This is a genomic window from Paenibacillus sp. FSL R7-0026, from assembly GCF_038004485.1.
Lineage (GTDB): Bacteria > Bacillota > Bacilli > Paenibacillales > Paenibacillaceae > Paenibacillus > Paenibacillus xylanexedens_A.
The window spans coordinates 290238-303866 of sequence record NZ_JBBORG010000002.1; the positions used below are offsets into that span (position 1 = coordinate 290238).

The 13629-nt window shown below is 45.7% G+C and carries 11 protein-coding genes; 3 read left to right on the forward strand and 8 right to left on the reverse strand.

Going from position 1 to position 13629, the window contains the following annotated elements; translation table 11 throughout:
- Nucleotides 1–165 precede the first annotated feature (165 nt).
- The 6 genes from MKY44_RS30260 to MKY44_RS30285 form a co-directional block, all read right to left on the reverse strand.
- A complete protein-coding gene (locus tag MKY44_RS30260) occupies nt 166–801 on the reverse strand; it encodes a VOC family protein (RefSeq protein ID WP_341010215.1) in 636 nt (211 codons plus the stop codon).
- Nucleotides 798–1256: a VOC family protein gene (locus MKY44_RS30265; RefSeq protein WP_341010217.1), complete on the reverse strand. Its 459-nt coding sequence runs from the start codon at nt 1254–1256 to the stop codon at nt 798–800. Before MKY44_RS30265 ends, MKY44_RS30260 begins: the two co-directional genes overlap by 4 nt.
- Before the next feature lie 45 nt (nt 1257–1301).
- Nucleotides 1302–1877: an NADPH-dependent FMN reductase gene (locus MKY44_RS30270; protein ID WP_341010219.1), complete on the reverse strand. Its 576-nt coding sequence runs from the start codon at nt 1875–1877 to the stop codon at nt 1302–1304.
- 188 nt (nt 1878–2065) lie between these two features.
- Nucleotides 2066–2800 carry a response regulator transcription factor gene (locus MKY44_RS30275; protein WP_341010221.1) on the reverse strand — a complete coding sequence of 245 codons (735 nt, stop codon included), beginning with the start codon at nt 2798–2800 and terminating at the stop codon, nt 2066–2068.
- A gap of 18 nt (nt 2801–2818) precedes the next feature.
- A complete protein-coding gene (locus tag MKY44_RS30280) occupies nt 2819–4531 on the reverse strand; it encodes a GAF domain-containing sensor histidine kinase (RefSeq protein WP_341010223.1) in 1713 nt (570 codons plus the stop codon).
- A 55-nt stretch (nt 4532–4586) separates the two neighbouring features.
- Nucleotides 4587–5069 (reverse strand): ArpU family phage packaging/lysis transcriptional regulator, encoded by a 483-nt coding sequence (locus MKY44_RS30285; RefSeq protein WP_017690187.1) that lies wholly within the window; start codon nt 5067–5069, stop codon nt 4587–4589.
- A 751-nt stretch (nt 5070–5820) separates the two neighbouring features.
- Here MKY44_RS30285 and MKY44_RS30290 point away from each other — a divergent pair.
- The 3 genes from MKY44_RS30290 (at nt 5821) to MKY44_RS30300 (ending at nt 8695) form a co-directional block, all read left to right on the forward strand.
- A complete protein-coding gene (locus MKY44_RS30290) occupies nt 5821–6264 on the forward strand; it encodes a helix-turn-helix domain-containing protein (protein WP_082219000.1) in 444 nt (147 codons plus the stop codon).
- Between the two features lie 42 nt (nt 6265–6306).
- Nucleotides 6307–6723 (forward strand): ImmA/IrrE family metallo-endopeptidase, encoded by a 417-nt coding sequence (locus MKY44_RS30295; RefSeq protein WP_017690190.1) that lies wholly within the window; start codon nt 6307–6309, stop codon nt 6721–6723.
- Nucleotides 6724–6895: 172 nt separating this feature from the next.
- Nucleotides 6896–8695, forward strand: coding sequence for a 5'-nucleotidase C-terminal domain-containing protein (locus MKY44_RS30300; RefSeq protein WP_341010225.1), 1800 nt, complete (start codon nt 6896–6898; stop codon nt 8693–8695).
- A gap of 600 nt (nt 8696–9295) precedes the next feature.
- Here MKY44_RS30300 and MKY44_RS30305 read toward each other — a convergent pair.
- A complete protein-coding gene (locus MKY44_RS30305; protein ID WP_341010315.1) occupies nt 9296–11080 on the reverse strand; it encodes a proline--tRNA ligase in 1785 nt (594 codons plus the stop codon).
- Between the two features lie 368 nt (nt 11081–11448).
- On the reverse strand, nt 11449–13395 hold the full coding sequence (locus MKY44_RS30310) for an FAD-dependent oxidoreductase (protein WP_341010227.1): 1947 nt from the start codon (nt 13393–13395) through the stop codon (nt 11449–11451).
- Nucleotides 13396–13629: the final 234 nt, after the last annotated feature.

The window sequence follows — 13629 nt, forward strand, 5'->3', positions numbered from 1 at the left end:
TGTAAACCCATCAGAAAAACTATATAAGTTGAACTAAGATCTGTCCTCTCCGTTATCGTGTAAATTTAGTTCAACTTATATATCCTAATTAATAAATAAAGCGTTTACTTCTATAACATGATGGAACTGCTCCACATATGCCCGTTTTGCCCCGGAATGCAAAGTTTAGCCAATTCGAAGCTTGCCCACGCCACGGATGGATACTTCCAACGGATAGATCTCTGCTTTCTGCGTAGAGAAAAACCATGTCCGATCCTTCTTCACCACAATAAATAAACCATGTACATCTCCTACAGGAGCAAAGGTATCACTAACCTCACCCCAGCGCGTGAGTCCAATCCGCTGAAGCTCATTCACCGTAGACAAAACATCCTCCGTCACCAGGCCAACCTCACACACCTGTAATATATCTTGAGTCGAGAAGTCATGGTCACTCTCGTTCTGCATACGATGATGAGCAATCAGCTCAATAATATTGCCTGCTGGATCTTCGAAATAGAGAGAATGTGAGTTCCAGTTAGTAGAGTACGTCTCATCCCGATCTCCTTCTCTGCTTAAAACAACACGTGATGCAGCCCACTGCTTCGCTTCCTTGAACCGATTCGTCGGAATCGACCAGGCAACATGATAAAAGGGCTCATGATCTGTTTCACACGGTTTAAAAATCATCTTTGTACTTCCAACCTGCAGGTTGAAGGCCTGATCTGTCGCATTGGACACCTCCATTCCCAACGTATCACGATAAAAATGCTTGAGGTCCTCCAACCGTGTTGTATATAACTGTAATTCTTCAATCATCATACGGTCTTCTCCTGCATCTCCTCCCACTGACTCCACGGCACCATGCCAAGTTCAGGCTTCGCTTCATCCGGGAGCATGGCGATGAATTCAAGCAAATGACCATCCGGATCGTTAAAATATACTGATACCGCAGGCATCCAGCCGAAGACGTACAGTTCACCGATATCATCATTCAGGAAGTTCTGTGTCTTGATTCCTTTGTTCTCCAAGTGAGCCACCGCATGTTTCATATCCTCCAGAGATACATGAAAAGCAAAGTGCTGACGCTGCACCTCGGAGGGTTCCTTTTGCCACAATCCCAGCATGGCATTGCCTTTTCCACCAATCCAGTAGAAGGAGTTCCCACGTTCTTTCTGCCCGTAGGCATGAGGTAAATCCAGGACCGTTTCATAGAAATGATGGGATCTCTCCAGATCCGTCACGTTTAGATGTGTTTCAAATATGCCTGTAATCATAATGCTCAACCTCTTTTCCTTTTCCCATTTTATTTTCCTTGGTTCTCAACTCATGGATGAATTCCGCGCATTCGTTAACGTCTGGGCCAGATTTAAAAACGATCCAATGACCCGCTGCACCCGGTCCTCTATATCTTGACTCCCTTCGTACTCCTCGTATCCGTCAAATGTCGCTTCGAATCGTCTGCGCTGCGCACCCCCAATGGATATCCACTCCTGGGCATTGATGCCATGCAGATTGCGAACAATCGCTTGCAGTTGTAAAAGCGAACTTACCCCCACCGCTCCGCCAGAGGAGCTGATGGACAGGACGGTCTTGCCGCTGAAATGAGCCTGACTCAGGTGATCCAGTGCATTTTTGAGCACACCGCTAATACTGCCGTGATACTCTGGTGTAGACAGGATGATCGCATCAGCCGCGAGCATGCGTGTGTTCAGGTCTGCCAGATGTTCATGATCCGCTTGTTTTTCATCTGGTGCGTAGAATGGGAGTGGCGTCTGATACAGATCAAACAGGCTGGCCTGATGTCCCTGACCTCGAATAATCTCCACAGCATACTCTCCCAGACGTGTACTGGTTGCACTGTTCCGATTGCTTCCTGCCAAAATAACAATATTCATTCATGTCACTCTCCTTGGTTTTTTAATAATTCAAACTTTCATGTTTCAACCGATCTGTTATTTCTACTCTTATCTTACCTTTCTTTTGCATCCAAATCGTCAGCAGATAGACTTAACTTGAAATACCAAAAAACTCAACCTTTAGGTTGAGTTTATACGACTTAAGTATGAACATATGTCGGAATTGGTCAGACGACCCAGCCATTTCTTACGGCATGAAGAGCCGCTTGTGTCCGATCCGCCAGCCCCAGTTTGTCGAGCAGATGACTGACATGGGTTTTGACCGTTTTTTCGGTGATGACCAATTGGACTGCAATTTCCTTGTTGCTCAATCCTTGAGCAATCAGCCCCAAAACCTCTTGTTCACGGCGAGTGAGCATATCCAGACCACCTAGGGATGCTTCGTTTGATTTTCCAACCTGCTTTGGCTCCTGATGTTGACTGTCTGCTGTCTGATCTGTCGCTACATGCTGTGGTTGCTGTTCATTTATAGACCAATCGGATGAAGCCATCACATGCATCAATTGACCTGCTGCGGCGGGATGCAATTCTACCTGACCTGCATGCACATTGCGAATGGCCACAGCCAGATCCTCCGGTTCAATATCCTTGAGTAGATATCCTTTCACCCCTGCACGCACAGCAGGAACGACATGATCCTGATCCGAAAACGATGTGAGCACAATAATTCGCGTTTCTGGCATTAATGCACGCAATCGTCTTGCTGTTTCAATTCCGTCCATGACCGGCATATGCAGATCCATTAATACCACGTCAGGTTTTAACGCTTCCGCCTGCGCCAGTGCTTCCTGCCCGTTCGATGCTTCACCAACAACCTCCATGTCTTGCTGTGTGGTCAAAAAAACGTGCAACCCCCGTCTCACCATCGCATGATCATCTGCGAGCAAAATCGTAATCGGCATCTCTTCTTCCCCCTGACTTTATACAGATTCGAACGGAAGTGGAATGACTGCCGTTACTGTTGTCCCCTTGCGGGAAGAACTCACTATTTCTAAACTGCCCCCGAGCGATTGAGCCCGTTCCTTCATAATGGACAGGCCAAGGGAGCTTCCAGACGACGCTTTTGGCCTGTTCGCACCACCTTTTCCCTGATCTGTGACGGTGAATACCACTTCATGATCACTTAACTTGAGGGTGACCTCAGCAGAAGGAACATCCGCGTGTTTCCGTACATTATTCAGCGCTTCCTGTCCGATTCTCCACAATGCTTCTTCTATATTACGCGGTAAAGACCTCATTCCCGTCCGATTCATCACCACTTGAAGCCCCTGGCTGGTGCCGTATTCCTGTAGCGCATGGAGCAGCCCTGCTTCCAGTCCCGCGGGGCGGAGCTGCATAATCAATGCGCGCATTTCCTTGAGAGCCTCCTGAGACAAAGCCCGAATATCCTTCATCGCTTCCGCTGCCGGGTGCAACTGCTCGGAGCCGGATAACATACTTTCCGCGCCTTTAGCCGTTAACGATAGTGAAAATAAAATCTGATTAACCGAATCATGCAGATCGCGAGCCAACCGGTTTCTCTCTTCCATTCGTGCAAGTTCGCGGCGATTCTCCGCCAGCTTCAGACTCTCCCATGAGGCCGCAATATGTTCGGCCAATGCCTCCAGCACCTCACGGTCCGCCTGCGCAGGACCTGATGTTCCTATTCCGATCACCAGAATTCCTGTTTCCCCTGGCGTATGGTACGGAAGGGGGGCAGCAATTCCCGAGGCAATGGAATTCATAGTCTGGTCAGGCTCGCACAGGGTAAATATCTCAGCGATCTCTATTGCAGACAGAGATGTTACACGATGACAATTTATTATATGGTTAATGTGGCTCGTCACTTCTGAAGATAACGGAGTACTTGATAACGTTCGAACCGTATCATTTGCATAGGCTGCCTGCACAACGAACATTCCGTTTTTCTGCTGAATAGTTGTAGCAAAAGGCCAATCATAATGCTGCCCAAGCAGCTGTACAACTTTTAAAGAAAAAGCATCCGAATTGCTGCATTCGTTCACTGCAAGACCCAAAGCCGTGCTGAACTCCCCCAACTTGGCATACAGATCAGCTCGTCGCTGCTCCGCACGATACAATCTCATCCGCTCTACCGCACTACCAATCTGGTACGCCACGCCCTGTAACAGCGCCAGTTCACTGTCACTGAAATGTTCCTTGGCTGGCGCAGCCACGTTGAGCAGGCCGAGCATCTTCTCACCTGACCTTAACGGGACGGTTGCATGGTGGGTAATATTATGGGTATCTCCCCATTGGAATTCTACGGCATTCTCCAGCCGTTTACAGTTAATGATGTTGACCGCATGATTGAGTTGACCATCCTTAAAGCGGTTCACACACCAGCAGGTACCCGTTCGCATGGGCTCTTTATCTTCACGCAGTAATGCCGGGGGCAGATTGTAATCCGAAACACAGGTGTATTCTCCACGTTCATTAATCAGAAACATCCAACCTGCCGTTAATCCGGTCAACTCCAGTAATTTGCCGACAACGGTATCCAGCATTAAGTTCAGATCATTGGACGTATTGAGCGTTTCCGCGATTGTCTTCAACGTGATCATTTCCTGCATTCCGACTTCTTCCGACATGGCAGACTTCTCTCCTTTGGCTGATGCCAACTGTGGTTTGTTCAACTATTGTAACCAATCCACCCTGGATATTAAAGGATCAACTTCTTCAATCGCTCACTCAGCCCAGCTTCTGTCGCTCTTTGCGGGACACAGACAAAGGCTCCATATTAATCAGACCTCGATCTGACAGAGCCAGTGCCATTTTATAGAAAGCACGTGTACGAATCTTCGTATACGTATCCTTGCTGACAGGTGGATCAAACACATGGTTATACACTTTATAGTCAAACACATCATCGTCTTTCAGATATCGTTCACAGACGAGTACACGTTCCTTTTCACTCAGCCGGGACACAACAAAATCAATCGTATCGCAATATGCCTGACGCGCGCGTTGCACGTCCACATTGTAGATTGCCGTTCTCGCCGTGGAATCCCCCGTCACATTGGTTGCACCGTGGAAACGCTCGGCGTAACTTGCCGTCACCATAACCTCTCGTTCTTCAAATGCAATGGTTTTATAGATTCGGTATTTTTCCAGCGCAGCTTCAACAGCTGTTTGCGTTTTGCGTCGGTCCAATTCGGGCAGCATCAATTCCATATTTATCTTCCTCCTTTAATATTTTTTATTCCATTCATATCTCTCACTCTATCGTTCACGTCATGTTGTTTTGCCATCATTCTTTGCACGATGGAAAAACGCTCTTATTCATAGAGTTGTCCAGTTTCCTAAATAAATAACGACATGTCTTCAATTTCCCGCTGTTGCCTTTTGGAATCACTCCAAATCTGTATAATCCGGGGAATTACCTTCTTCAAAGAGTCATTTCTAAAATCCAACCTGTGTCATTGTTACATTTTGTTCGCATATTGTTCGTATTTCTATTTGAGGATACCACTTTCTGGAGATCGGAGTAAACCTTCATTTTGGTTCGTTTTGACGATAAAATAAAACCTTCGCTCTCATTTCCTATGCCTTTTGGCATAATTGTTTCATATCTCTTTACCTAATGGTATATATACGATATAGTACTGTTTAATTAATGAACTTCCGTATAAGTCATTTGATTTTTAATATTAAGAAGCTCCCCTTCTCCTTAATGCCGCTAAGGTACATATCAAGCGCATACGTAGTGAAGGAGACGGAATCGATTCTGAAGAAGCAAAGCGTTCGCCTTTATCAACGGATTTCACCCTTTAGGAAAGGGAAACAGGAAATCCGGGGATAACAGCGATCAAAAGAACGATCCGAATCCGGAACGGCGCACCCGCAGAGGGTTTAGGAGTTGTCGCATTCATCTTTCTTCTTAATATTAATTCAAGCACTTGTACGAATCGAAGGAGTTGGCATAATTGTGGAGCACGCTTTTGGTCCTTATATGAAACAACTGCGCGAGCAACAGGGATACAGCATCAATCAGCTCGCCGAAGCAGCCGGAATAAGCAATTCACAAATTTCACGTATTGAGAATGGGGTCCGGGGTGTGCCAAAACCAGCGACGATCCGCAAGATTTCAGATGCACTCTCGGTGCCCTATACAGAGATGATGAAGCAGGCTGGTTATATTGAACCAGGGAGTGCTGCTGAACTTCAGGACGTACCGGAATGGGCTACATACAAAGACCGTCGTGATTTCAAAAAGATGCTGGAGGACGATGATGATCTGATGTTTGACGGCATTCCACTCGATGAAGAGGACAAGAAACGAATCAAGGATGTACTGACAGGTCTGTTCTGGGAAGCCAAACAGATGAACAAACGCAAAAAGACAGACGAATCGGACAATCGCCCATGAGGCATGACCCACTGAATTTAATGAGGCAGCAGGTGAGATCATATGGATGACATCGTAACAAAGCTGATTCGAAAACACCGGACCAACTGCCCGTTCAGCATTGCCCGCGCGGTTGGAATACAGATTCGTTTCACCAATTTGGGGAAGTCCACCAAGGGACTGTACTTTCGCAAGCTCCGGCGCAGGTTTATCGTCATACACAATGATTTGCCGCCGGAATGGCAACGGTTCGTGTGCGCACATGAGCTTGGACACGACCGACTTCATAAAGGGATTAATCGATTCTTTCTGGAGGAACATTCCTATTTTGCTCCAGGCAAGCTGGAAAGACAGGCTAACCGTTTTGCCATTCAATTGCTAACCTCTGGAGTGATGCCTGAACCGGATGAATCTTTGGAGAAATTTTGTTTACGTACCGGACTGCCGCGTGAAGCGCAGCATTTTTTTTACACTCTTTAAGAACATACGTTCTTTCCGAAGATTATATTTTCCAACAGCCGATTTACATGTCACTTTCAGGTTACTTATTTTTACGTAATTCGCGAGATTTCCTAATAATAGTCTGTTAAAATACTATTTGAGCTGTGTAAACGCTCAATTAGATTATTATTTGGGGAGGTTTCGGATTCATATGAAAATCTGGAAGAATTACGTTTCACTTCTGCTAACGGTCTGTTTGCTGTTTGGCAGTGTAGGTATTGCCGCAGCTGCAACGGATACCACTCCGGGCACAGGTAAACACATTACCATTCTACATACGAATGATACGCATGCCCGTGCAGTTGAATCTTCACCTGCTATGGGTTTTGCCAAAGTAGCTGGAATCGCTGACAAATATCGTAGCGAAAACCCGAACACACTCTTGCTTGATGCTGGAGATGCTGTGCATGGTACAACATTTGCCACTCTCGTGAATGGTGAGAGCATCGTGAAAGTCATGAATGAAATGGGATACCAGGCCATCGTACCGGGTAACCATGAATTCAACTATGGTTCAGATCGCTTGATCGAACTGGCAGACATGATGAACTTTCCTATGCTGAGTGCCAACGTGAAGAAAAAAGACGGAACACGTCTCTTCGATCCTTACCTCATTAAAGAGGTGGATGGCGTGAAGATTGGTATCATCGCTTTGACTACACCGGAAACGTTGTACAAAACGAATCCTAAAAACGTAGAAGGTCTTGATATTACAGATCCATCTGCGGAAGCCAAAGTTCTGGTAAACGAAATCCGCAGCAAAGTAGATGTTGTTGTGGTATTGGGACACCTTGGACAAGATGCATCCAGCACGGATACTAGCTTTAAAGTTGTTAAAGAAGTTCCTGGCATCGATGTATTCATCGATGGTCACAGCCACACTGTACTGCAAGATGGCCTTGTATCCGATAACGGAACATTGATTGCAAGTGCAGGAGAATACACTAACTACGTAGGTGTCATCGATCTGTGGGTAGATGGTGGTAAAGTAACGAAGAAACAAGCAACATTAATTGATGAAACTGAAGCAAAAGACATCAAACCAAATGAGAAAGTCGCGACTCTCGTGAACTCCATTCAAAAAGAACAAGAACCTATTTTGAAAGAAGAAGTAGCCAATACAGCTATTCTGCTGGATGGTAAACGTGAACAGGTGCGTGCAGGTGAAACTAACCTGGGTGACCTGCTTGCAGATGCCATTCGTGATGTCAGCAAAGCCGATATTGCACTGACTAACGGTGGTGGTATCCGTGCTTCCATCGAAAAAGGAATCGTAACCAAAGGTGATGTCATCACAGTGCTTCCTTTTGGTAATCAAGTAGTAACCCTTGAAGTGAAAGGGTCCGATATTCTGGCAGCCCTTGAAGTCGGTGTAGCTTCCTACCCGGAACCAAGCGGTGGATTCCCGCAAGTATCTGGTATCAAGTTCAAAATCGACACTTCCGCTGCAGAAGGTAGCCGTGTACATTCCGTAACCGTTGGCGATAAAGCCCTTGATCCGGAAGCAGCATATACACTGGCAACCAATGATTTCACAGCTGTTGGTGGTGACGAATACACCATGTTTGCCAAATATGCTACAACAGGTATGTACGGCGCGTTGGATGAAGCGTTGATTAACTACATGCAAAAGCTTGGCGCTGTAGACATCAAAACAGATGGTCGGATCAGTGAAGCGCTAAAACCTGCAGTAGAGCCGGAAACTCCGGCAACAGAAACACCAGCTCCAACCAAGCCAAAACCAGAAACACCAAAACCGGAAAAACCATCTAAACCAACACCAAGCAAACCAGCTCCAGCTAAACTTCATGTTGTGAAATCCGGAGATTCCCTGTACTCCATCTCCAAACAATACGGCACAACTTGGCAGGCATTGCAAAAGCTGAACAATATCAAAAATCCACACTGGATTTATCCAGGTCAACAATTGAAATTGCCTGCAGCTTCTTAAGCTCAGCAAAGCAAAGTGCATATAGGCATGATCGCTTATAGTGCATCAGAATAACGAATCTGTTCTTGTCATAACCAAAAGGGTGTCCCCCAAGCCAGATTACTGGTTAAGGGGACACCCTTTTGGATCTCAGTTCTTAAACATCAATTCACATCAGATACTTGAACATTTCCTGTGGACATATCCTGCTGATCCTGACAATCATCTGAGGAAAAAATAAATCCCAGCCAGGCCTTTACGGACTAACTTCATCATGTGCCTTCCACACCGAACTATATAAAAGCTCTCCGGAATTACCGTGTTCATGCGGTTATTGTACATTTAATTTCGACATCTCTGTCTTCTCAACATTGCATACTTGCACATAAATCCGCCTGAGTATGACCATCTTCAAACCCTTAATTATAAAATCATGTGTATACTAAATACATATGTCCAAATATAGTTATTTCGTATGATATCACTCATAAAATCCTACCAAATTGCATGCCTATAGCCCTCTTTTTCATGCTCACATTGGAATTTCAGCAATCAAAATCAGCTACCGCATTATATTCGGTACTATTATATGAACTCATATAATTAGCGAATCCCCTGAATTTAGGAAGTGAGCTGTTCCTTCACATAAAGCACAGCCTCCTGTGCCGTCAACCCGATTCGTTTCGATTCACCTGTTGCTGCAAGTGCGTGTGATCCCAGTTCGACCTGTCCTTCTGCTGCTCCTCGGCCAATGACGATCTGCACAGGCAATCCGATCAGCTCAGCATCCTTGAATTTCACACCCGGACGTTCATCGCGGTCATCAACCAATACAGTGAATCCGCCATCGATCAATTGTTGCTCCAGTTCAAGGGTAAGCTGGCGTTGCTGCTCATCCTTCCAACTTACTGTAATCAGATGCACATCATAAGGCGCAACAGCAGCAGGCCATTTTATGCCATCATCTCCTGCATATTGTTCAGCTATAGCGGCCATCAGGCGGGATACGCCAATGCCGTAACACCCCATGACGGGCGCACACTGGCGACCATTACGATCCAGGAATGAAGCGCCCATGGCATCACTATATTTCGTCCCCAATTTGAAAATATGGCCAACCTCGATACCTTTGGTAAACACAAGTGGTGATCCACATGTTGGACAAGCATCCCCTTCCGCAGCAAAGCGGATTCGTTCTACTCGCTCCAATGCAAAATCAATCCCTGGGCGTACACCGGAAACATGCACATCCACTTCATTGGCTCCTGTAATTGCACTCTTCATCACTGCCACGTCAGCGTCCACCACCATCGGCAGATTTAGTCCAATCGGACCTAGGAACCCTACCTTCAGATTTTGATGTGCCGCAATGGTTGCATCGTCTGCAAGGATCAGTTCCTCTGCCCCCAACACCTGCTTTAATGCGATGTCATTCAATTCATGATCTCCACGCACAAGCGCAGCGACGAGCTGACCATCCGCTACATAAAGCAGCGTTTTGATCATATGCTCAGCACCTTTGCTCACAAAAGTGGTTAACTCTGCAATCGTACGAACGCCAGGTGTCGAGATGCGTACTACGTTTTCCGCTCCTGAATGTTCATCCGTTTGAAGCGCGGAGTCTGCACTCGCAGAGTCGGCTGGAACTTCCAAACTTCCTTCTTTTTTCTCCATATCTCCAGAATTCTGATAACCCGCTTTCTCCAGATTTGCAGCATATCCGCAATGTTTGCAGGTTACAATTGTGTCCTCACCCACATCAGCAAGAGCCATGAACTCATGTGTTTCCCCTTGACCGCCAATCGTTCCTGCGTCCGCCTCAACACGGATATAGTCCAGACCACAACGCTCCAGAATGCGACTATACGCCGTGTTCATCGCCTGATAAGTCCGATCAAGTTCTTCCCAATCCGAAGCAAAAGAGTACGCATCTTTCATAATAAACTCACGACCACGCAGCAATCCAAATCGAGGACGGCGTTCATCCCGGAACTTGGTTCCGATCTGGTACAGGGTGAATGGCAGCTTGCGATACGAACTCACCTCGTCCCGCGCTAAAGCGGTTACGACTTCCTCATGTGTTGGTCCAAGAGCAAATTCCCGTGCATGACGATCCTTCAGACGCATCAATTCGGGACCATACTGTGTGTATCTTCCGGATTCTTCCCACAACTCCGCAGGCTGCATAATCGGCAGCAACACTTCCTGACATCCCGCACGATCCATCTCTTCACGAACGATCCGTTCAACATTTAACAATATACGCCGTCCAAGGGGCAGGTAACTGTAAATTCCCGCAGCAAGTTGGCGAATCATGCCGGAACGCAGTAACCAGCGATGTCCCGCTGCATCTGCCTCCGCTGGCGCTTCACGTAATGTTGGGACAAGCATTTCACTTTGACGCATCATAACACACTCCTAATCTTCCTTTTTGTTATCAAATACGGCGCATAAACAGCAAAAAGACACATCCGTCAAGGGACGAATGTGTCGTGGTACCACCCTTATTTAACTGCAAATTAATCCGTTCGCAACCTATGCGATCTGTAACATACAGTCCTACGGGGCATAACGGGCCCTGCCGGCGGAGGTTGCAACCCTGTATGGGCATTCTCTTCCGCAGCTCGCGAGGTAGGAATTTATGAAGCAGCTACAGGAACCTTGCACCACACTGTTCCCTCTCTGTTGAAGCTGGCTTGCACAATCATGTCCTCGTTATAACGCTGTTATCATTTTTGACCACATTAGTTCATTTACAAGTAATTGTCAACCAATTAGTCGAATACAACTCCAGAATAATACTCCACTACATCACGAATGAGCATAAACGCATCCCCATTGGTAAGATTGTTCTTGTCAGCAATGCCAGCAAGCGTGTCGTCACTTATAAAGTTTTGCGTTTGCAATTGAGCAAGTGCCTGTTCAAGTGAAGTTTCCGTTTCCGAAGATCCCATTGCCAGACATAACATATACGCAGCCTGATCCAACGTTAAAGGTAGGGTTACGGCATTCTCCATATTTGCTAGAGCTTGGTCGGCACTGCCTGTGTAGGCTTCTGGAAACATCGCTTGCATTCTTTTCAATTTACTTACAAATCGTTCTGGATTCATTCCTTTATCCAGTTCCCAACCATCGTTATTATAATTGCCTGAAGTCATATACATACTCGCTGCAGCCAGCAATCCCTTGTAATCCTTATGCTCCATATAATCAGGCTGCTCGAAACGATGTACTTTCAGATCCATCCCCTGATTCTCCAGCATCTTACGTAGTTCAGATGCTCGCTCTTCGGAAGTTGAGAGTTCGCGGAAGGACTCCTTATGGATATATGCCAGCTTGACCGCCGCTCCTGCTGCTTCTCCCTCTGCCATTCCCATTGGGACAACTCTTGCACTACCGTGTGGGATTGTATCAAAACTTGCTGCACGTCCAACGACGAGCAAACCATCAACCTTTAGCGGTACAAGCGAGCGAAAAGGTACACCATATTGAATCGGACTCAACATAATCGTGCCCGGATTTCCAACACTCGTGCTCTGAATATCAATATCGTATGAGCCGTATCCAATGGCATCCCAATGATCCCGATTTTCCATGACATCAGCTAATGTTAATCGGTACTCGCCATAGATATGACGTGATTCCCTCACGTAAAGTTCGTTCGCTGTTCCAGCATATTGTAGTCCTGCAAATTCATCATAATTTTTCTTCAGAAAATCAACAATTAGTGGGGCTTCTTTACGCCCGATTTCCAGACCTTTTTTCACAGATATCGGATCTAACGGATCTACCCCAAAGATTTGCATTGTATTAATCAAGATTGTATCATCATTTTGTCTTCCGATATTCAGACTTCGAATCTTAATATGTTGTGGATTGGAGGATTCATATTTTCTAGCATCACCGTACCCCCAAGCACTCATCTTATCAACCCCGGTTCCATCCCTTTCCCTAAACTTTTGCCATACCTCATCTGTAACACCGCTTAGCTTGAATACAAGCGTAGAGACCATTTTGGATTTACCATCTCCAATATCTTGTCTACCTATGGAATATGGAACTCCTGCAGCTGCTGCAATATCCGCATCTTGCGTTGCATCAATGATGGAGCGGGTTGAGATCTGAACAGTTGTTCCATCTTCTTTAGTTATGCTCATACCCGTTATTGTCTTGTGATCTCCCGTAGATTGTTCAGTAAGGGGAACTAATTCCTTAGCATTCATCAACAGGTCAATATTAGGTTCAGAACGAACCATCCGATAGAAAATGTTAGCCGCTGTATTGGTATCAAATGAACTACCCTCGATCTGGTCAAACCATTCCTGGAAAATGCCTTTGTTCAAAAAGTCAGGCTGCCGCAAACTACTCAATAACTGCGGTTGTTCAGGGGAATAATTTAGATCCAGCGTATTAAGGCCTCCCTCTGTCAACAATCCTCCCAACATGTTGCGATCTCTTGCTTCCACCAGCAATACACGCATCCCATTACGAGCAGCTGATAAGGCAGCAGTAATACCTTCCGGATCCGTTCCAGCTACAATAACGTTATAGGAATCTTTCAGGTTTAGTGTAGATTGCACGTCCTCCAAAGGCTGCCATACATAATTATTATTAAATTTATAATTCTTGTTCCAAATATAGAATGCACCATATGCAGCGCTCAATAAAATAATAAACACACTGGCTGTAATTGCTGTTATTTTCAATTTTCTACTAATCAAAGAAACAAACCTCCATATGTACTTGAAATTCAATAATACTAACTCGTGAAGTAGTTTTCCTACATGAGTATGCTATAAATAATAAAAAACTCCCCAACACTTCAAACGGTGTTAGGAAGTTCTGATAATAAGACGTAAAATTCTACTTTTATGTTGCCATAAATACAAACAAAACATAGGAAAGTCCCTAACTTTCCTCATTATAACGACCACTTTTGGTGAAGTAAAGACTTA

Excerpts from the sequence above, each read along its gene's own strand:
- MKY44_RS30275 (WP_341010221.1), bottom strand. The coding sequence starts at position 2,800 with ATGCCGATTACGATTTTGCTCGCAGATGATCATGCGATGGTGAGACGG.
- MKY44_RS30270 (WP_341010219.1), bottom strand. The coding sequence starts at position 1,877 with ATGAATATTGTTATTTTGGCAGGAAGCAATCGGAACAGTGCAACCAGT.
- MKY44_RS30260 (WP_341010215.1), bottom strand. The coding sequence starts at position 801 with ATGATGATTGAAGAATTACAGTTATATACAACACGGTTGGAGGACCTC.
- MKY44_RS30305 (WP_341010315.1), bottom strand. The coding sequence starts at position 11,080 with ATGCGTCAAAGTGAAATGCTTGTCCCAACATTACGTGAAGCGCCAGCG.
- MKY44_RS30295 (WP_017690190.1), top strand. The coding sequence starts at position 6,307 with ATGGATGACATCGTAACAAAGCTGATTCGAAAACACCGGACCAACTGC.
- MKY44_RS30265 (WP_341010217.1), bottom strand. The coding sequence starts at position 1,256 with ATGATTACAGGCATATTTGAAACACATCTAAACGTGACGGATCTGGAG.
- MKY44_RS30285 (WP_017690187.1), bottom strand. The coding sequence starts at position 5,069 with ATGGAATTGATGCTGCCCGAATTGGACCGACGCAAAACGCAAACAGCT.
- MKY44_RS30300 (WP_341010225.1), top strand. The coding sequence starts at position 6,896 with ATGAAAATCTGGAAGAATTACGTTTCACTTCTGCTAACGGTCTGTTTG.